Here is a 17,725-nt window from a genome sequence, read left to right on the forward strand (position 1 = left end):
ATCAAAGCCCCAGGTAGAATTTGCGGACGAGATCGCTGTCGCCCAGCGCGGCCGGGCTGTCCCCCTGGAACTCCACGCGGCCATGCACCAGCACATAGCCGCGGTCGGCGATGCGGATGGCCTGGTGGAAGTTCTGCTCCGCCATCAGCACGGTGAGGCCGAGCTTTTCCTTCAGCTCCGCGATCTTCTCGATGGTGCGGGCGACGAGGATGGGGGCAAGGCCGACCGAGGGTTCATCCACCAGAAGGATCTTCGGCGCGCACATCACGGCACGCCCCAACGCCACCATCTGCTGCTCGCCACCGCTCATGCTGCCCACGGGCTGGGAGCGGCGCTCCTTCAGCCGTGGGAAAGCATCATAGCAGAATTCGAGGTTGCGCGGGATCGCCGCGCGGGCGCTGCGGCGATAGGCGCCCAGAAGAAGGTTCTCCTCAACAGAGAGGCGGGGAAAGAGCCGCCGCCCCTCCGGCACGATGGCGATGCCGAGATCGACGATCTCCTCGGGCGAGCGACCCACCAGCTCCGTGGTGGTGCCCTCGATGGTCGCGGCGATGCGGCCGCGCGTCGGCTTCAGAAGGCCGAGGATGCAGCGCATCAGCGTGGTCTTGCCGTTGCCATTGGTGCCGAGCAGCGCCACCGTCTCGCCGGGCGCGACCTTCAGCGAGACGCCATCGAGCGCGCGCACGGCGCCATAGGCGGCATCGACATCCTCGATCAGAAGGCTAGCGGCCAAGATAGGCCTCCTCGACCTCGGGCATGGAGAGGACGGCGCGCGGGTCGCCATCGGCGATCTTCTTCCCCGCCACCAGCACGGCCAGGCGCTGCGAGAACTCGGTCACCGCGCGCATCACATGCTCGATCATGATGATGGTGGTGCCGTTTCCGTTCAGGCGGAAAAGGAGGGCGAGGATCTGGTCCACCTCGGCATGGGAAAGCCCCGCCATCACCTCGTCGGCGATCAGCAGCTCGGGGCGGAGCGCGGTGGCGCGGGCCAGTTCAAGCCGCCGCAGCTCCACCTGCGTCAGCTCCCTCGGCATGCGATGCGCTTTGGAGGCCAGCTCGACCGATTGCAGGCATTCCATGGCCCGCTCATCCGTCGCGCTGTCGCGCCCGCCATAGGCGAGGGGAACACGGATGTTCTCCAGCACCGTCAACCCCCTGAACGGGCGCGGGAGCTGGAAGGTGCGGGCCAGGCCGCGCCGCGCCCGCTCATGCGATGTCAGCCCGGCGAGCTTCTGGCCCTTGAAGGTGAAGCCGCCATCATGGCTTGGGAAGGCGCCGGCCAGGCAGTTGGTGAAGGTGCTCTTGCCCGAGCCGTTCGGCCCGATCAGGCCCAGCCGCTCCCCGGCGCGCACCTCCAGCTCCACGCCTGACAGCGCGGTGAAGCCGCCGAAGCGTTTCCCCACCCCCTCGGCCCGCAGCACGATATCGGTGCTCATGCGCGCCTCCGGAACAGGCCGATGATGCCGTGCGGTGCGGCGCAGACAAAGACCACCAGCACCACGCCGACAATCAGGAGATTGGCCGCGGAGGAAATGGTGACGGTGGCAGCCTGTTGGAGCGAGGCGAGAAGGATGGCCCCGATCAGCGGCCCCGCCCAGCTTCCGGTGCCGCCGATCAGCGGCATGGCGATGGCGTTCACGGCATAGGCCAGGCCGAAGGCGGAGTTCGGCTCCACATAGGAACCCAGATAGGGCAGGGGCGCCCCGGCCACCGCCATCATCGCGCCGCTGATGGTGGTGGCGACCAGCTTCAGCCGCAGGGTGGGCACGCCCGCGGCCTCGGCTGCGGCCTCGTCGTCACGCAGGGCGGCAAGACCCAGGCCGAGGCGGGATGTCTCGATGCTGCGGGCAATGGCGACACTGGCGGCCGCCAGCACCACCATGATGGCGCAGAGATAGCCGCTGTAGCTGTCGAACGGCCAGGGCACCTCGCGCGGGCGGATGACATAGGCGCCGCGGGAGCCGCCCACATAGTCCCAGTTCACCACCAGCGTCTGCAGCACCACCGAGAGACACAGCGTGGCGATGGCGAAATAGGCGCCGCGCAGCCGCAGGGTGAGGATGCCCGTTCCGAAGCCGAGCGCCCCGCCCACCGCCGCGGCAAAGGCGATGCAGGGAAGAAGGCTGAGGCCCAGCGCCTTGCCGATGGCCACGGTGGTATAGGCCCCGGCCGCGAAGAAGGCGGCCGCGCCGAAATTCACATAGCCCGCATAGCCGCCCAGGATGTTCCAGGCCGTGGCGAGAACGACGTATTGCAGCACGAAGGTGGCGGCGAAATAGGCGTATTCGCTGCCGAAGGCGCGCAGGGCGATGATGGCGACCAGCGCGGCCGCGATGCTGGCCAGCCAGAAGGCCGGGTGGCTCATCCGGCGCGGGGCGGAACGGGCTGCCATGGCGGTAATGGCCGTTTCGCTCATGCCGTCCGCCCGAAGAAGCCCTGGGGCCGGACCGCCAGCACCAGGAGCAGGCAGCCGAAGGCGACGGCGGGCGACCAGGAGGGGCCGTAGAAGCTGGCCGTCACGTTCTCCACCACGCCGAAGGCGAGCGCCGCCAGCACGCAGCCGCCCAGGGAGGAAAGGCCGCCCATGATCACCACGGCGAAGACCCGTCCGATGAAGACATGGCCCGACCAGGCATCCACCGGCTGCACCACCACCAGCGCGCCACCCGCCAGCGCCGCCATGGCGATGGAGATGCCGAAGGCCAGGCGCTTGATCCGCACGGGATCGATCGCCAGCAGGCGCAGCGCCTCCCGGTCCTGCGCCACGGCCGCGATCGCGCGGCCGGTGAAGGTGCGGCGCAGGAAGAGCACCAGCCCGCCTATGGCGGCGAAGGAGACCAGGGCGGGAACCAGCATCCGCAGCGGCAGGTCGATCTCCCCAAGACGCCAGGTGGTGTTGGCATAGGCGGCATCGACGAAGTGCTGCTCGGGGCCGATGGCCAGGACGAGGCCAACCTCGATGATGAACATCACGCCGAAGAAGAAGGCGAGGCCCTGGATGGCCTCGTCCCCCCGGCGTTCGAAGAAGTGGTGATAGGCGACGTAGATCGCGGCCCCCAGCGCCCAGAAGGCGGGGGTGAGGAGGATGGAGAGAAGCAGCGGGTCCAGCCCTGTCGCCGCCCAGAGAAGGGCGACGATCAGGGAGCCCAGCACCATGAAGGCGGGGTGGGCGATGTTGACCACGTCCAGCATCCCGAAGGAAACGGAGAGGCCGGCCGCGGCGGCGGCGTAGAGACCGCCGAGCAGCAGGCCCGAGACGATCCCGTTCAGGAGAAGGGCGAGGTCAGGATCCATCACGCACCCGCCGTGTAGGGCTTGCGGAACTCGCCCGACTTGTAGCGCTGCGGATACAGGATGACCTGGGTGCCGGCCTTCTTGAACTGGTCGATGCCGTTGCCCTGCACGCCCTGGTACTGGGTGTAGAGGTTGCGCTCCTCGGTCCACTCGCCCATCGCGTCGAAACGGAGCGGGCCAATCACCGTATCAAACTGGTTGGCGTGCATGTCCGCGGCAAGCGCGGCCTGGTCGATGCGGCCCACGCGGCGCACGGCCTGCTCCAGCACCTGCATCTGTGCATAGGCCAGGGGCGGCACGTAATGGCCCAGCGCATCCGTGTTCTCGCGGGCGGCGAGGGGCTGGTAGCGCTCGATCAGCGCCTGGGTGCCCGGGAACTGCAGCGTGGGCTCGGGCGCATACACGTCCCAGACCACGAGGTTGTTCAGGATGGGACCGAGCTGCATCTTCTGGGCGGTGATGTGCGGGCCGATCATGGGGCCGCCGAAGAGCTGGAAGTTCACCCGTAACTCGCTGGCCGCGCGAAGCAGCCCGGCCGTGTCCGGCGGGTAGGAGCCAACGAAGACGATGTCGGGCCGCGCGGCCTGGACGGAGCGGATGATGGGCGTGAAATCCACCGTGCTCGGCGGATAGGCGCGGTCATAGACGATGCGCAGCCGGTTCTCGCGCGCCAGATGCCGGGCGCTCTCCGCCGTGCGCTGGTGGAAGTCGCTGTCCAGGTTCACCAGGCCGATGCTGCGGGGCTTCGGGTCCATCGCCATGGCGATGTCCATGAACCCCTTGGCGAAGGTCTCCTTCACGTTGGAGCCGGCTGGGTTGATGGAGAAGTAGCGGTCATACTTGAAGTCGGCATTCACGCCCGTGCCAAAGAGCGACACGAAGGTCATGTTCCGCTGCATCACCACCGGCATGGCCGGGGCGATGATGGCGGTGGCATAGCCGGAGATGACGAGATCAACCTTATCCACGTCGATCAGCTTGGTGTAGATGCCGGGCACCTGCGCGCCGGTGCTCTGGTCGTCGTAATGCACCAGTTCCACCGGGCGGCCGAGCAGCCCGCCCTTGGCGTTCACCTCCTCGGCCCAGATGCGGTGGGCGAGGAGGGCCGGGCGGCCATTCCCGGCCAGGCCGCCGGAGAGCGACATGGAATAGCCGATCCGGATCGGCGGGCCGGAAGGCGCGGTCTGGGCGCGTGCCGTCGCCGGCACCGTCGCGGCGGCCGCCAGGGCAAGTCGGCCCAGGTCGCGCCTGCTGATGTCCTTCATGGAAGCTCCTCCTGCTGGGGCCCGGTTTCTTTGCCCGGAGCCCCTGTCTTGCTTGCGCTGCGCGCGGCTATTCGGCCGCGATCCTGGATGGGTCGGCCCCGACGCGGCCGGACGTGTCATGCTCGGCCTTGCGGGCCACGCGGAAGTCGTAGCGCACGCTGGGCAGGCCCGGATCCGGCGAGCCCTCCACGCCGGTGCGCGGACGGACGACGAGGGATTCCGAGACGCCGAAGACGGTATCGGAGCCGATATGCTTGTCGTCGCCCAGGTAGAGCGCCGTGACCAGCTCCCGGTAGCCCTCGGCCCCGATCAGCATGTGGATATGGGCGGGGCGGAAGCCGTGGCGGTTCTGGGCGCGCACCATGGCGCCCACGGGCCCGTCCATCGGGATGGAATAGCCGATCGGGACAAGGGTGCGGATGGCGTAGCGCCCTTCCGCATCGGTGCGGAACTGGCCGCGCATGTCCATCACCTCCGGGTTGTTCACCTGGAGGTCGTAGGCTCCGTCCGCGTCCGTCTGCCAGATCTCGACGATCGCGTTGGGCACGCCTTCGCCAGCCTCGTTCAGCACGCGGCCGAACAGCATCATCTCCGGACCCTTGGCGCGGCTGGCGATGCTTTCGCCATAGGCGAATTGCGGGGAGGATTCGCGGTAGAAGGGACCGAGCAGGCTCGTCTCCGTCGCCTCGCCCACGCGGTTGGCCTTGTCGTCCATCAGGTTGACGAGGCGCGACAGGCCGAGTGTGTCGGAAAGGAGGATGAACTCCTGCCGGATGGGCGTGCAGGCCTGGCCGACACGGGTGAGGAAGTCGATGGCGGCCAGCCACTCGGCCGGGGTCAGCCGCACGTCCCGCGCGAAGTCGTGCAGGTGGCGGACGAGGCTCGCCATCACCTCCCGCATGCGCGGGTCCGGGGTGGCGGCCATCTGCTCGATCACCGCATCGGTGACGGTGTTCTGGTCCAGGTCAGCCATTCTCGCTCCTCCGTCCGGGGCAGGTCTCCTTCGCCTGCCCTCGGATTGCGTTCCGTGGGGGATCAGCCCCTCAGTCCGGCTTGATGTTGGCAGCGGTGATCACGGCACGCCACTTCGCAATTTCCTCGCGCGTCATCTCGGCCAGCTTCTCCGGCGTGCCGCCGATGGGTTCCACGCCCTGGGCGCGCAGATTGGCCAGGGAGGCCGGATCGGCGAGCAGGGCGTTGGTGGCCCGGTTCAGCCGCGCCACGGCCTCGGCCGGCATGTTCGCGGGCCCGTAGAGGGACCAGCGGCCCTCGACCACGAAGTCCTGCAGGCCGGATTCCTGCATGGTGGGGATGTCCGGCAGCATGGAGATGCGGGAGGCGGAGGTAACGGCCAGCGCCTTCAGCGTGCCGGCCTCCAGATGCGGCTTCAGGCCGAGCGGGTGGTAGAACATCCCGTCCACCCGGCCGGCGATCAGGTCCGTCACGCCCTGGCCGGCATTGCGGTAGGGAACATGCTCCGTGGTCAGCCCGCCGCGCAGGTTGAGCAGTGCCTGGGAGAGATGCCCCGTGGTGCCGTTGCCGGCCGAGGCAAAGGTCAGGGTACGGCGCTTCGCCAGCGCCACCAACTCCGCCACCGAGGAAACGCCGAGCGAGGGCGGAACCCCCAGCACGCTGGGCGTGGCGACATAGGGCGCGATGGGGGTGAAGTCGCGGATCGGGTCGAAGCCCTGATCGGCATAGAGGCTCACATTGATGCCGTGCGTGCCATTCGTGCCCAGCAGCAGCGTGTAGCCATCACCCGGGGAACGCGCGACGGCCTGGGCACCGACATTGCCGCCCGCGCCGGCGCGGTTGTCCACCACCACGGGCTGGCCCGCCTCCTTCGCCAGCGCCTCGGCCAGGATGCGGCCGAGGATGTCGGTGGTGGTGCCCGCCGCGAAGGGCACGACCAGACGGATGGGGCGGTTCGGCCAGGTGCCGGCGCCCTGTCCCATGGCCCGCGCGGCGGGGAGGGCGGCAAGGGCACCCAGCAGGGCACGGCGCGGAAGATGGGTCATGCGGCGGCTCCGGTATGTCGGGTGGTGTAGCGGGCGATCGGGCCGATGGCCTCGCCCCGGTGCAGGGGAATGCAGGATGGCGGGAAATCCTGCGCAAAGCGGGCGCCAGCATCCTCCAGCCGGCCGAGAAAGCGGTCGAGCTGGCGCATGGCGCCATTGGGAAGGTCATGGAGCACCAGTGCGACCGGATCGGGGCCTCGGCACATCGCAAGGGCGCGTTCCGGCCAGTTCTCGGCGTCGCGGAAGTCACCGGGCACGGCGTTCCACAGCACGCAGGTGAACCCCCCTTGCGTGAGGTGGTCGAGCGCGGCGCCACTCAGCAGATGTGGCCCCAGCGTGCCCCCGCCGCCGACAGGGCGGAAGAGGCGGTCTGGATGGGAGAGATTGCCGATCAGCGCCTGGGTGCGGCCGATCTCCGCCTCCGCCGTCGCGGCCTCGTCGGGCATCTCGCCCAGCGGGCGCTCATGGGTCCAGGTATGGTTGCCGATCCAGTGTCCCTCGGCATGCGCGCGCTCGGCCAGTTTCCGGTGCTCGGCCAGCTTCCGGCCGATGACGAAGAAGGTGGCCCGCAGCCCCCGGCGGCGGAGCGTGTCCAGCACGCCGGGCGTGACCTCGGGTTCCGGGCCGTTGTCGAAGCTCAGTGTGACAACAGGCCCGGCCATGGTCAGGCGGCCTCGTCCTCGACGGTGTTGGAGAGGATGCCGATGCCCTCGATCTCGATCTCGATCGTGTCGCCGGGCTTCATGAAGACGGGCGGCTTGCGCGGATAGCCCACCCCGCTGGGCGTGCCCGTGGCGATGATGTCGCCGGGCTCCAGCGTCATCACCTCCGTCACGATCGCGAGGATGCGCGGCACGGAGAAGATCATGTCCGAGGTATTGCTGTCCTGCATCACCTGCCCGTTGACGCGGGAGGTGATGCGGAGCGCATTCGGGCCCTGCGGGATCTCGTCCGGCGTCACGATCTCGGGGCCGATGCCGCCGGTGCGGTCGAAGTTCTTGCCGACCGTCCACTGCGCGCCCTTGCGCTGGTAGTCGCGCAGCGAGCCCTCGTTCATGCAGGTGTAGCCGGCCACGCAGGAGAGGGCGTTCTCCTCCGTCAGGTGCTTGGCCTGCTGCCCGACCACGATCACCAGCTCCGCCTCATAGTCGAACTTGTCCGAGACCTTGGGGCGCAGCAGCGGCTCGCCATGGGCGGCGAGGGAGGTATGGCCGCGGAAGAACACGGCGGGGTAGTCGGGGATCGGGTTGTTCCCCTCCTTCGCGTGCTCCACGTAGTTCAGCCCGATGCAGATGATCTTGCCCGGGCGCGGGATGCAGGGAAGCAGCTTCAGCCCGGCCAGCTTCCGTCGCGGCGCGCCCTCCAGCTTCGCGGCCAGGGCCGGGGCGCCTTCCGGCAGGTTGAGCGATGCGAAGGCGGCCAGCAGGTCGGTGGGCAGGCCGGGAATGGCATCGGCCAGGGCCACCACTTCGTCACCCAGGCGGGCGCCGAGGGCCGGGCGGCCCTCATGCTCGAACGCTATCAGACGCACGCGGCGTTTCCTCCGTTTGATGGCGACAGGTTTTGTCGAAATTCCTGGAAGGTCAAGCAGGAACATCGCAAAGCCTTGCCCTGGGGCCGGAATGCCGAATAATCGGGCCATGTCCCAGGCTTCCCAGAGCGAAGGGCGCGATCCCACCCTCGCCACCGCGGTCCATCGCCGGCTGCGGGAAGACATTCTCTCCGGCCGGCTGGCACCTGGACTGAAGCTGAAGCTGCGCGATCTCGCTGAAAGCTATGGCGCCGGCGCATCGCCGATGCGCGAGGCCCTGTCGAAGCTGGCGGCTGAAGGCTTGGCTGAAAGGCTGGAGCACCGGGGCTTCCGGGTCGCGGCCGCCGCCCCCTCGCAGCTGGACGGGCTGATCCGCAGCCGGGTGCTGGCGGAATGCGCGGCGCTGCGGGAATCCCTGCGCCTCGGCGATTCCGCCTGGGAAGATGCGGTGGTGCTTGCGGAGCACCGGCTGAACCGGTTGGCGCGTTCCCTCGATCCGCACCGCTTCGCCACCAATCCGGAATGGGAAGCCTGCCATCTCCGCTTCCACCAGGCCCTGCTGGAGGCCTGCGGGGCGCCGCAGCTGATCGCCTTCTGCGACCGGCTTCGCGAGGAGGCGCGGCGCTACCGCGCCCTTGCCAACACCGTGGCCTATCCCGACCGGGATGTGGCGGCGGAGCACGCCGCCATCGCCCGCGCGGCGCTGGAACGGGATGCCGGGACGGCGACGGCATTGCTGGCCCAGCATTACGAGCGGACGGGCGCCTTTGTCGGGGCCGATCTGGGGCGGCGGGCGGGCTAGCGCCGCGGCGCGGGCAGGGCGCCCCCCGGCCGCAACCAGGGCGGCAATCCTTTCGTTTCCTCGGCCAAGACACGGAGGCTCCGGCAGGGGAGGCGGCGGGGCCGCATTCCGCGCGCCCGCCATCGCAGATGGCTGCTTCCGGTGCCCAGGCTTCCAGCAGGACACCATCATGGCAGATCTCGAACTTCCCGCCCGGCAGGGCTTCGCGCCGGATGACAGTTTCGCCCAGGGGCAGCCCGCCGCGTTGCCCGGCGAGATCCCGCTCACCTTGACCATCAATGGCGAGACGAGGGAGCTGCATGTGCGGCCATGGACCACGCTGCTGGACCTGCTGCGCGAAGAGCTTTCGCTCTATGGAACGAAAAAGGGATGCGATCACGGGCAATGCGGGGCCTGCACCGTGCTGGTGGACGGCCAGCGCATCAATTCCTGCCTTGCCCTGGCCGTGCAGAAGGATGGCTGCGAGGTCACGACGATCGAGGGGCTGGCGGGGCCGGACGGCACGCTGCACCCGATGCAGGAGGCCTTTATCGAGCATGACGCCTTCCAGTGCGGCTACTGCACGCCGGGGCAGATCTGCTCGGCGGTGGGGCTGCTGAAGGAAGGCCACGCGCGGAGCCGCGAGGAGATCCGCGAGATGATGAGCGGAAATCTCTGCCGCTGCGGTGCCTATACCAACATCGTCGATGCGATCGAGGACGTGCTCTCGAAGGAGTCCGCCAAGTGAACCGCTTCTCCTATGCCCGCCCGGGCAGTGTGGCGGATGCGCTGCGCGAGGTCGCTTCGAACCCGGCGGCGAAGATCCTCGCGGGCGGCACGAACCTCGTGGACCTGATGAAATACGAGGTGGAGCGTCCCACCCATCTCGTCGATGTCTCCCGCCTGCCCGGGCTGAAGGAGATCGAGGAGACGGAGACCGGGGGGCTCCGTATCGGCGCGCTGGTGACCAACACCGCGGCCGCGTATGACGAGCGGGTGAAGGAGCGCTACCCGCTGCTCTCCTCCGCCATCCTGGCGGGCGCCACGGCCCAGCTGCGCAACGCGGCCACCACGGGCGGCAACCTGCTGCAGCGCACGCGCTGCTACTACTTCTATGACGCGGCCATGCCCTGCAACAAGCGCGTACCCGGCTCGGGCTGCCCGGCGAAGCAGGGGGTGAACCGCATCCACGCCATCCTGGGCACCAGCGAGCACTGCATCGCCACCCATCCTTCCGACATGTGCGTGGCGCTGGCTGCGCTGGAGGCGGTGGTCAAGGTGGCCGGGCCGAACGGGGAGCGCGACATTCCCCTGGCCGATTTCCACCGCCTGCCCGGCAACATGCCGGAGAAGGACACGAATCTTCATGCCGATGAGATCGTGCTGGCCGTGGAGCTGCCGGAGCCGCGTTTCGCGGGCAAGCACCACACCTATCTGAAGCTGCGCGACCGCCTTTCCTACGCCTTCGCCCTTGTCTCCGTGGCGGTGGCGCTGGAGATGGATGGCGACAGGGTGGCCGAGGCGCGCATCGCGCTGGGCGGTGTGGCGCACAAGCCCTGGCGAGTGCCGGAAGCCGAGGACCTGCTGCGCGGCAAGGTGCCGGACCGGGCCCTTTTCGCCTCGGTCTCGCAGCGCCTCCTGGAAGGGGCACAGGGCCATGGCGGAAACGACTTCAAGGTGCCGCTGGCCCATCGCGCCGTGATCCGCGCCCTGTCCCAGGCCGCGGCGGGCACGCCGCAATCCCATACCGACAAGCGCATCCAGTAGGAGGGGCCGCGCCATGCACGAGAACCAGCGGGCCGGCATGTTCCAGCCCCATGACACCGCCCTGCACCAGCCGCATGTGGGGGCGCCCCGCAACCGGGTGGACGGCCGGGCCAAGGTGACGGGCGCGGCGCGCTACGCGGCCGAGTACACTGCGCCGGACCTGGCCTATGGCCATGTCGTTTCCGGTGCCATCGCCAAGGGTCGGATCCGCAGCATCGACATCTCGGCCGCCATGGCGGTGCCGGGGGTGGTGCAGGTCTTCACGCATGAGAACCGTCCGCGCACGGCCTGGCGCAGCAAGGCCTATCAGGATGAGGTGGCGCCGCCCGGCACGCCCTTCCGCCCGCTCTATGACGAGAAGATCCTCTACAGCGGCCAGCCCGTGGCGCTGGTGGTGGCCGAGGACTCCGAGATCGCGCGCTATGCCGCTTCCCTGGTTCGCGTCACCTATGAGGAGGAGAAGCACGAGACCGACCTCGCGAAGGTGCGGGCGCAGGCCTACAAGCCGCCCAAGACGCGTTCCGGCATGGCGCCGCCCGCGCCGCGCGGGGATGCGGAAGCGGGCTTCGGCGCCGCGCCGGTGAAGGTGGACGAATCCTACCGGATCGCGATCGAGCATCACAACCCGATGGAGCTGCACGCCTCCACCGTGGTCTGGGAGGGCGGCGGCAGGATCACCGTCTATGACAAGATTCAGGGCGTGCAGAACACACAGTCCTACATCACCCATGTCTTCGGCCTTTCCAAGGACGACGTGCATGTGAAGTCACCCTTCGTCGGTGGCGCCTTCGGCTCGGGGCTGCGGCCGCAATACCAGCTTTTCCTGGCGGTGATGGCGGCGCTGGAACTGAAGCGCTCGGTGCGCGTGATGCTGACGCGCGACCAGATGTTCACCTTCACCTATCGGCCTGATGCGCTGCAGGACATGGCGATCGCCGCCAACCCCGATGGCGAGCTGCAGGCCATCCGGCATGACGTGATCGGCAACACCTCGACCTTCGAGGACTACCAGGAGTCGATCGTCAGCTGGTCGGCCATGATGTATCACTGCGACAACGTCGCCACGACCTACAAGCTGGCGCAGACCGATACCTACACCCCCGGCGACATGCGCGCGCCGGGCGCGCCCACCGGCATGTTCGCGCTGGAATCGGCAATGGACGAGCTGTCCTACAGGCTGGGCATGGACCCGCTGCAGCTGCGACTGAAAAACTACGCAGAGATCAACGAGGGCGACGGCAAGCCCTTCACGAGCAAGGAGCTGCGCGCCGCCTACCAGCTGGGGGCGGAGCGCTTCGGCTGGGCACGCCGCAACCCGAAACCGCGCTCCATGAAGGAAGGGCGGGAGCTGATCGGCTGGGGCATGGCGAGCGGCATGTGGGAGGCGCAGATGCAGAAGACGACCGCACGCGCCACGCTGACGATCGACGGCAAGCTGGAGGTGGGCACGGCCACCGCCGATATCGGCACGGGCACCTACACCATCCTGACCCAGATCGCCGCCGATGCGCTGGGCCTGCCGATGGAGAAGGTCACGGCGCTGGTGGGCGATTCCAAGCTTCCCTTCTCTCCGGTCGAGGGCGGCTCCTGGGCCGCGGCCTCGGCGGGCACGGCGGTGCACCTGGCCTGCAACACGGTGCGGGAACAGCTGTTCAAATACGCCCGCGGCATGGACGGCTCTCCGCTCGCCAATGCCGAGATAGGGCGCGTGGCCTTCCGCAACGGGCGGATGGAACTGATTTCCGATCCGTCCCGCTTCGTGACCATCCAGGACGCCATGCGCGCCGGCGCGGTGGACCGGATCGAGGCCGAGGAGACGGGCAGCCCCAGCCGCATCACCCAGCTGCGCTACGCCGCCTACACCCATTCCGCCATCTTCGCGGAGGTGCGGGTGGACGAGGAACTGGGCCGCATTCGGGTGACGCGCATCGTGGATGCGGTGGCGGCGGGGCGGATCCTGAACCCGAAGACCGCGCGCTCCCAAATCCTGGGCGGCGTCGTCTTCGGCATAGGGATGGCGCTGACCGAGGAGTCCATGATGGACCACCATCTCGGCCGCTTCATGAACCACAACTACGCCGAGTACCACATCCCCGTGAATGCCGACGTCCACGACATCGACGTCATCTTCGTCGAGGAGCACGAGGACAAGATCAACCCGATCGGCGTGAAGGGGCTGGGCGAGATCGGGATCGTCGGCACGGCGGCCGCCATCGCCAATGCCGTGTTCCACGCCACCGGCAAGCGCGTCCGCCACCTGCCCATCACGGTGGACCGGCTGCTGGAGATGGAGGACGCCGACTGAACCCTTCCGGGGCGCGCCATCTGCTCAGTGGCGGCGGGCGCGCCTCGGTGCTTCTTCCTCCCGCGCCTCGTCATCCAGCACGAGGCTGTCCATCCCCGCGCGCCAGGTGACATGCCAGCTGCGGGGGCGGCCAGCGCGGCAGCGCAACAGGTCCAGCGACCATTGCGGGTCGCCGAGGTCGTGCATGGAGCCGCCCGCGCGCCCTGTCACCCGCCAGCGCGTGGTGGCGAGGGAGGGTCCCTCATCCTCCTCGCTCTCCCGCAGCAGGAGCCCGATCCCGCCGCCCGTCTCGGCCGCCAGCTGAAGGCGGCGCATGGCCGCGGCGTCCGGTTGCTCCCCTGCCAGCAGCACGGCGGAAATCGCGGAGCAGCGCAGCGCCTCCTCCGCCGCCCAGAACGCGTCCTGCTGGCTGCGGGGCCGGGCAAGGAGAAGGCGGCCAGGGGAAAGGCCGAAGGCGGCGAGCCCGGGCAGGCCGGTATCCGTATCGCGCGAGATCCAGAACACCGTGCCACCGGAACGCGCCATCAAGAGCGCCGCGAATCCGGCCGCCGCCCCGGAACCATCCGACACCACCTCATGCAGCGCCGCGCGTGGCAGGCCGCCGCCGGGCAGGTGCCGGTCCATCTCGGGGCAGAGGGAAATGACGGGTGGTTCCTCGCGCTCCGCCAGCCCGGCCTTCTCACCGCGGGCGGCCCGGGCCCGCAGCGCCGCGAGCACGGCGCGGCGATCGAAGCCGCCGGAACCCGGCCCGGACGCATCGTGGCTCCTTTCGGAATCGTGACGAGGCGCTGCCGGTTCCCCGGGGGTAGCGTCAGGAGCGGCTGCGCGGCAGGGCCGGGGGGGCAAATCAGCGGGCATGTCCGTTCATACAATGTTCTGTTTTGTGCCGCACGCTGCAACACGCGGCCGTTTCGCCTGCCAGCGCGATGGTGGCCCGGGGAGGACGGGATGCCCAGAAAAGCAGCGTCCGGGCATCAGCAGGGAGGGTTGAGCAGGTGATGACCCCGCGCCGCGGCCTTCTGGCCCTGTTGCCCCTGGCTGGCTGCACCGGGTCGCTGGTCGAGGAAACGGCCGGCACGCCCATCGCGCCGCTGGTGGGGACGGGTTTCGCGGCGCTGCATGCCGATAACGGCGGCCGTCCCGGGCCGTTGCTTGGCTCGGCGGTGGCGGTGGCGCCTGGACGTGTCGCCTGCACAAGCCACGTCCTGCCCCGCGGCGACCGGGCGGTATGGCTGCGGCGGGGCGATGGCGCGCCTGCCCGCCGCGTGCCCGTGCTGGCGCGCAGTCCCCGGATGGATCTCTCCATCCTGGGGGACGGCGAAGGGCTTCTCGCCCCCGCCCGCATATGTGAGCGCCTAGTGGCGGCCGGGGATCCCATCTGGGCCGCCGGCATGCCGGGAATCGGCGCGAAGGTCGCCGCCGGCGCGGTGGAAATCCCGGATGCCATCCTGCCGCGCTTCGGCCGTGGCTTCACGGCGCGGATGGCGGCCCTGATGGGCTATTCTGGCGGGCCGGTGGTGGGGCCTGACGGCAGGCTGCGCGGCCTGGTGGCCGCGCTTCCCGATGGCGCCACGGCGAATATGCTCGCCCTGCTCAGCGGGCTGGACCTCGGCGGCCTGGCTGCGGGCCGGGACCGCCGGGTCTTTATCCTCTCCATCCATGAGGTGACGGAGGAGGCCTCTCGCCTTGAAGGCGTGGGCTAGCGCACCCCGCCCGGCGAACCTGCGCCGCCTTCAGCCGCGCCGGTCCAGATCCCAGGGCGCCCGCGCGATCTCGCGTTCCACCTCCAGGCGGTTGAGCCCGACATCGGACAGCATGCGGTCATCCAGCGTGGCGAGGATGCGTCGCTCCTCGATAACGCGCAGCATGTGGGAGATGCCTTGGAACCATCCGAACGCCCGCCCGTGCCGGGCCGGAACGCGGCGGGCGGCGGAGCAGGCCTCCCGAGCGAGGGCACTGCGGGTGATGACGTGGCCGGACATGGGTGCGATCCTCTCTCGTGATGTCGCGAGGGGAAGATCGGCCCGGCATCGTCATAAGGGAAACGAGTTGTTTTGAACATCGGCATCAGCGATGCTGATACCGCCATGATCACCATCCCGACCGGGCTTGATCCCGACCTGCTGCGGTCCTTCGTGCTGGTCGCCGAAGGGGGCAGCGTGACCCGTGCCGCGATGCGCGTGGGACGCACGCAGTCCGCGGTTTCCATGCAGATGCGGCGGCTGGAGGAACTGCTTGGCCAGCCCTTGCTGCTCCGCGGTCCAAAGGGGCTGACGCCCACCCCGCATGGCATCTGGCTGCTGGACCGCGCGCGCCGCCTCCTGGCCATGCATGACGAGATCTTCACCAATTTCCGCACGCCGGAGATCTCGGGCCATATCCGCCTGGGCTGCCCGGACGACTACGCCCTGCTCTGGCTGCCGCAGATCCTGGCCGGCTTCGCCGAGGCGCATCCAGCCGCCGAGGTGGAGGTCGTCTGCCTTCCCTCCAGCGCGCTGCTGACCTGCTTCGACAAGGGCGAGCTGGACATCACGCTCTTTTCCGCCGGCAGCGAGGCGCCGGGCGTGCAGGCCGAGGCGCTCTGGAGCGGGCCGCTGCGCTGGATGGGCCCCGCGGCACGTCCGGTCCACCTCATGCGGCCCTTGCCCCTCGTGCTCTGCCACACCGGATGCGCCTGGCGCGGCGCGGCCACCCAGGCGCTGAATCGGGCCGGGATGCCCTGGCGCATGGCCTATTCCTCCGCCTCGCAGACCGGCACCCATGCGGTGGTGCTGGCAGGGCTGGGGGTGACCGTGGGGCTCTCGGTTGCCATGCCGGCCGGGGTTCGCCTCCTGGGTACAGAGGACGGGATGCCGGAACTGCCCGTGCTCGACATCGCGCTGCTGATGCATCCGGGCGCCGCGGCCGAGGCCCTGGCCAGCCACATCCGCGCGGGATTCCGCGACCAGCCCGGCGCGGGAGCCCGGGCCGCCTAGGAAAGGGAAGGGTGCCTGTTCCCCGCCCATTCGGCCCCAGGGTGGTTGCGGAATGCGCCCGCCGGCCGGAATGGGTTGCATGCCGTGCAGCCAGCGTCGAAGCTGCGCCCCGACGCCCGGAAACGGGGCGGACGAGACGTTCAAGGAGCAAAGCATGATCCGAAGCCCGAATACGGGCCGGCGCGGGCTGATCGTGGCGACGGCTGCAGGCCTGGCAATGCCTTCTGTCCTGCGGGCCCAGGGCACCGGTAGCTGGCCGGACCGGCCGATCCGCCTGATCGTTCCCTGGCCCCCCGGCGGCTCCACGGATGTGGTCGCCCGAATCTTCCAGCCGCGCCTGGCGGAGGTGCTCGGTCGCCCGATCGTGGTCGAGAACCGGGGTGGCGCCTCGGGCTCCATCGGCGCCGGCGAGGCGGCCCGTGCCCCGGCCGACGGCTATACATGGATGCTCGCCTACGACACGGAGGCGACGAACCAGACGGTGATGCGCCTGCCCTACAAGGCGCTTGAGGCTTTCTCGCCTGTCAGCCTCGTGGCAACCGGGCCGCTCGCGCTGGTCGCGCACCAGTCCACCCCCTACCGCAGCTACCAGGATGTGGTGGAGGCCGCGAAGAAGGCCCCCGACACGATCAACTACGCCACCTCGGGCGTGGGTGGGCTGGCCCATGTGGCCACCACGCTGCTGCAGCAGAAGGGCAATTTCCGCCTCACCCATGTGCCCTATCGCGGGGGCGGGCCGGCCACGCAGGACGCCGTGGCCGGGCATGTGCCGCTGTTCATGTCGAACGTCGTGGTCATTAGCCAGCACATCAAGAGCGGCACGCTGCGCCCGCTCGGCGTGACCACCCGCACGGAAAGCCGCCATGTCCCCGGGGCGAAATCCTTCGCCGAGCAGGGCGTGGGCGACTTCGAGGCGCCGACCTGGTGGATGCTGATGGGCCGGGCCGGGACGCCCGAACCCATCCTGGCGCGGATGAGCGCTGCGATCCGGCAGGTCCTCCAGGAGCCGGAGGTGCGCCAGAAGATCGAAGAGCAGGGGGCCGATGTGGTCGGGTCCGAGCCGGAGGTGGCGCGCCGCTTCCTGAGCGGCGAGATCGACAAATGGGCCCAGGTAATCCGCTCGGCCGATATCCGGGCCGACGGTTAAGGGTAGGCGAGGGGTGTCCGTCCAGGGCGCCCCTCACCACCTTCGCGGGCATCCGGGGAGGGCGCCGGGCAGGCAGTTTCGTGGCGCCTGCGGAAAGTCATGAAACCGACCAAAAAGGGGTTTGACGGGGCCTGCGGACGCCCATATAAGCCGCCCACGCCGACGGACGAAGCGCCTGAAACGCTCCGGTCCAGCGGCTCCTCCCTCGGATGCAGGGTCGGTCATCAGGTGGCTCGGAAGGGCTGCCCGGTGACGCTTCTCGCCTTCGCTGGGTTCGTTCCTTCACAATCATATCTGATTTCCTGAAGACGAGAAGAGATCCTGTGGATTTCTTGCCTTGATCTTGGGGTGGCCTTTGGTGGTTGTCCTGGGGTTGATCGTGGATGGGGAGGGATGCGTGGCCAGTGCCATGTGTTCTGAGCCTTTTCGAGGGTGAGGGTTGCAGGCGAAGAGTGAGCGAGTGGAGTTTTGGTTAGGGTCTATCGGAAGGGTTTTGAGGCTTTAGGGCTGATGGCCTGGATGAACTTGAGAGTTTGATCCTGGCTCAGAGCGAACGCTGGCGGCATGCTTAACACATGCAAGTCGCACGGGCAGCAATGTCAGTGGCGGACGGGTGAGTAACGCGTAGGAACATGTCCA

The 17,725-nt window shown here is 69.0% G+C and carries 18 protein-coding genes and 1 rRNA gene; 8 read left to right on the top strand and 11 right to left on the bottom strand.

The window, feature by feature from the left end; genetic code table 11:
* Position 1: 1 nt before the first annotated feature.
* The 9 genes from J8J14_RS20670 to J8J14_RS20710 all read right to left on the bottom strand — a co-directional run bounded on the left by J8J14_RS20670 (position 2) and on the right by J8J14_RS20710 (position 8,111).
* A complete protein-coding gene (locus J8J14_RS20670) occupies positions 2-733 on the bottom strand; it encodes an ABC transporter ATP-binding protein (RefSeq protein WP_209381450.1) in 732 nt (243 codons plus the stop codon).
* A complete protein-coding gene (locus J8J14_RS20675) occupies positions 723-1,439 on the bottom strand; it encodes an ABC transporter ATP-binding protein (protein ID WP_209381451.1) in 717 nt (238 codons plus the stop codon). The genes J8J14_RS20670 and J8J14_RS20675 overlap by 11 nt, the downstream gene beginning before the upstream one ends.
* A complete protein-coding gene (locus J8J14_RS20680; protein WP_209381452.1) occupies positions 1,436-2,419 on the bottom strand; it encodes a branched-chain amino acid ABC transporter permease in 984 nt (327 codons plus the stop codon). The genes J8J14_RS20675 and J8J14_RS20680 overlap by 4 nt, the downstream gene beginning before the upstream one ends.
* Positions 2,416-3,297, bottom strand: coding sequence for a branched-chain amino acid ABC transporter permease (locus tag J8J14_RS20685; protein WP_209381453.1), 882 nt, complete (start codon positions 3,295-3,297; stop codon positions 2,416-2,418). The genes J8J14_RS20680 and J8J14_RS20685 overlap by 4 nt, the downstream gene beginning before the upstream one ends.
* Positions 3,297-4,562 carry an amino acid ABC transporter substrate-binding protein gene (locus tag J8J14_RS20690; protein WP_209381454.1) on the bottom strand — a complete coding sequence of 422 codons (1,266 nt, stop codon included), beginning with the start codon at positions 4,560-4,562 and terminating at the stop codon, positions 3,297-3,299. Before J8J14_RS20690 ends, J8J14_RS20685 begins: the two co-directional genes overlap by 1 nt.
* A gap of 67 nt (positions 4,563-4,629) precedes the next feature.
* The gene (locus J8J14_RS20695; RefSeq protein ID WP_209381455.1) at positions 4,630-5,535 is read right to left on the bottom strand and encodes a dioxygenase family protein; all 906 of its coding nucleotides are present in this window, start codon (positions 5,533-5,535) and stop codon (positions 4,630-4,632) included.
* A 70-nt stretch (positions 5,536-5,605) separates the two neighbouring features.
* The gene (locus tag J8J14_RS20700; RefSeq protein ID WP_209381456.1) at positions 5,606-6,580 is read right to left on the bottom strand and encodes a Bug family tripartite tricarboxylate transporter substrate binding protein; all 975 of its coding nucleotides are present in this window, start codon (positions 6,578-6,580) and stop codon (positions 5,606-5,608) included.
* Positions 6,577-7,242 carry a polysaccharide deacetylase family protein gene (locus tag J8J14_RS20705; RefSeq protein ID WP_209381457.1) on the bottom strand — a complete coding sequence of 222 codons (666 nt, stop codon included), beginning with the start codon at positions 7,240-7,242 and terminating at the stop codon, positions 6,577-6,579. Before J8J14_RS20705 ends, J8J14_RS20700 begins: the two co-directional genes overlap by 4 nt.
* 2 nt (positions 7,243-7,244) lie before the next feature.
* Complete coding sequence (locus tag J8J14_RS20710; protein WP_209381458.1) at positions 7,245-8,111, bottom strand: fumarylacetoacetate hydrolase family protein; 867 nt, start codon at positions 8,109-8,111, stop codon at positions 7,245-7,247.
* 109 nt (positions 8,112-8,220) lie between these two features.
* Here J8J14_RS20710 and J8J14_RS20715 point away from each other — a divergent pair, with 109 nt between their 5' ends.
* From J8J14_RS20715 to J8J14_RS20730, 4 genes are all read left to right on the top strand, one after another.
* Positions 8,221-8,913 carry a GntR family transcriptional regulator gene (locus tag J8J14_RS20715; protein ID WP_209381459.1) on the top strand — a complete coding sequence of 231 codons (693 nt, stop codon included), beginning with the start codon at positions 8,221-8,223 and terminating at the stop codon, positions 8,911-8,913.
* A 169-nt stretch (positions 8,914-9,082) separates the two neighbouring features.
* On the top strand, positions 9,083-9,640 hold the full coding sequence (locus J8J14_RS20720; RefSeq protein ID WP_209381460.1) for a (2Fe-2S)-binding protein: 558 nt from the start codon (positions 9,083-9,085) through the stop codon (positions 9,638-9,640).
* On the top strand, positions 9,637-10,659 hold the full coding sequence (locus J8J14_RS20725; protein WP_209381461.1) for an FAD binding domain-containing protein: 1,023 nt from the start codon (positions 9,637-9,639) through the stop codon (positions 10,657-10,659). Before J8J14_RS20720 ends, J8J14_RS20725 begins: the two co-directional genes overlap by 4 nt.
* A 13-nt stretch (positions 10,660-10,672) precedes the next feature.
* Positions 10,673-12,964 carry a xanthine dehydrogenase family protein molybdopterin-binding subunit gene (locus tag J8J14_RS20730; RefSeq protein ID WP_245216027.1) on the top strand — a complete coding sequence of 764 codons (2,292 nt, stop codon included), beginning with the start codon at positions 10,673-10,675 and terminating at the stop codon, positions 12,962-12,964.
* A 24-nt stretch (positions 12,965-12,988) separates the two neighbouring features.
* On the opposite strand, the gene J8J14_RS20735 is transcribed toward J8J14_RS20730, so the two are convergent.
* Positions 12,989-13,681, bottom strand: coding sequence for an ImuA family protein (locus J8J14_RS20735; RefSeq protein ID WP_209381462.1), 693 nt, complete (start codon positions 13,679-13,681; stop codon positions 12,989-12,991).
* A gap of 281 nt (positions 13,682-13,962) precedes the next feature.
* On the opposite strand from J8J14_RS20735, the gene J8J14_RS20740 reads away from it, so the two are divergent.
* Entirely contained in the window at positions 13,963-14,667 is a 705-nt protein-coding gene (locus J8J14_RS20740; RefSeq protein WP_209381463.1) for a trypsin-like peptidase domain-containing protein, read from the top strand.
* A gap of 30 nt (positions 14,668-14,697) precedes the next feature.
* Here J8J14_RS20740 and J8J14_RS20745 read toward each other — a convergent pair whose 3' ends face one another.
* A complete protein-coding gene (locus tag J8J14_RS20745) occupies positions 14,698-14,946 on the bottom strand; it encodes a DUF1127 domain-containing protein (RefSeq protein ID WP_209381464.1) in 249 nt (82 codons plus the stop codon).
* A 105-nt stretch (positions 14,947-15,051) separates the two neighbouring features.
* Between J8J14_RS20745 and J8J14_RS20750 the strand changes: the two genes are divergently transcribed.
* From J8J14_RS20750 to J8J14_RS20760, 3 genes are all read left to right on the top strand, one after another.
* Positions 15,052-15,939 (top strand): LysR substrate-binding domain-containing protein, encoded by an 888-nt coding sequence (locus tag J8J14_RS20750; RefSeq protein WP_209381465.1) that lies wholly within the window; start codon positions 15,052-15,054, stop codon positions 15,937-15,939.
* 154 nt (positions 15,940-16,093) lie between these two features.
* Positions 16,094-17,086 carry a Bug family tripartite tricarboxylate transporter substrate binding protein gene (locus tag J8J14_RS20755; protein WP_209381466.1) on the top strand — a complete coding sequence of 331 codons (993 nt, stop codon included), beginning with the start codon at positions 16,094-16,096 and terminating at the stop codon, positions 17,084-17,086.
* A 521-nt stretch (positions 17,087-17,607) separates the two neighbouring features.
* Positions 17,608-17,725: ribosomal RNA gene (locus J8J14_RS20760) — 16S ribosomal RNA — on the top strand; the annotation flags it as partial.

This window comes from Pararoseomonas baculiformis (assembly GCF_017813395.1).
GTDB lineage: Bacteria > Pseudomonadota > Alphaproteobacteria > Acetobacterales > Acetobacteraceae > Roseomonas > Roseomonas baculiformis.

Excerpts from the sequence above, each read along its gene's own strand:
- J8J14_RS20675 (WP_209381451.1), bottom strand. The coding sequence starts at position 1,439 with ATGAGCACCGATATCGTGCTGCGGGCCGAGGGGGTGGGGAAACGCTTC.
- J8J14_RS20680 (WP_209381452.1), bottom strand. The coding sequence starts at position 2,419 with ATGAGCGAAACGGCCATTACCGCCATGGCAGCCCGTTCCGCCCCGCGC.
- J8J14_RS20685 (WP_209381453.1), bottom strand. The coding sequence starts at position 3,297 with ATGGATCCTGACCTCGCCCTTCTCCTGAACGGGATCGTCTCGGGCCTG.
- J8J14_RS20690 (WP_209381454.1), bottom strand. The coding sequence starts at position 4,562 with ATGAAGGACATCAGCAGGCGCGACCTGGGCCGACTTGCCCTGGCGGCC.
- J8J14_RS20695 (WP_209381455.1), bottom strand. The coding sequence starts at position 5,535 with ATGGCTGACCTGGACCAGAACACCGTCACCGATGCGGTGATCGAGCAG.
- J8J14_RS20700 (WP_209381456.1), bottom strand. The coding sequence starts at position 6,580 with ATGACCCATCTTCCGCGCCGTGCCCTGCTGGGTGCCCTTGCCGCCCTC.
- J8J14_RS20705 (WP_209381457.1), bottom strand. The coding sequence starts at position 7,242 with ATGGCCGGGCCTGTTGTCACACTGAGCTTCGACAACGGCCCGGAACCC.
- J8J14_RS20715 (WP_209381459.1), top strand. The coding sequence starts at position 8,221 with ATGTCCCAGGCTTCCCAGAGCGAAGGGCGCGATCCCACCCTCGCCACC.
- J8J14_RS20720 (WP_209381460.1), top strand. The coding sequence starts at position 9,083 with ATGGCAGATCTCGAACTTCCCGCCCGGCAGGGCTTCGCGCCGGATGAC.
- J8J14_RS20730 (WP_245216027.1), top strand. The coding sequence starts at position 10,673 with ATGCACGAGAACCAGCGGGCCGGCATGTTCCAGCCCCATGACACCGCC.
- J8J14_RS20740 (WP_209381463.1), top strand. The coding sequence starts at position 13,963 with ATGACCCCGCGCCGCGGCCTTCTGGCCCTGTTGCCCCTGGCTGGCTGC.
- J8J14_RS20745 (WP_209381464.1), bottom strand. The coding sequence starts at position 14,946 with ATGTCCGGCCACGTCATCACCCGCAGTGCCCTCGCTCGGGAGGCCTGC.
- J8J14_RS20750 (WP_209381465.1), top strand. The coding sequence starts at position 15,052 with ATGATCACCATCCCGACCGGGCTTGATCCCGACCTGCTGCGGTCCTTC.
- J8J14_RS20755 (WP_209381466.1), top strand. The coding sequence starts at position 16,094 with ATGATCCGAAGCCCGAATACGGGCCGGCGCGGGCTGATCGTGGCGACG.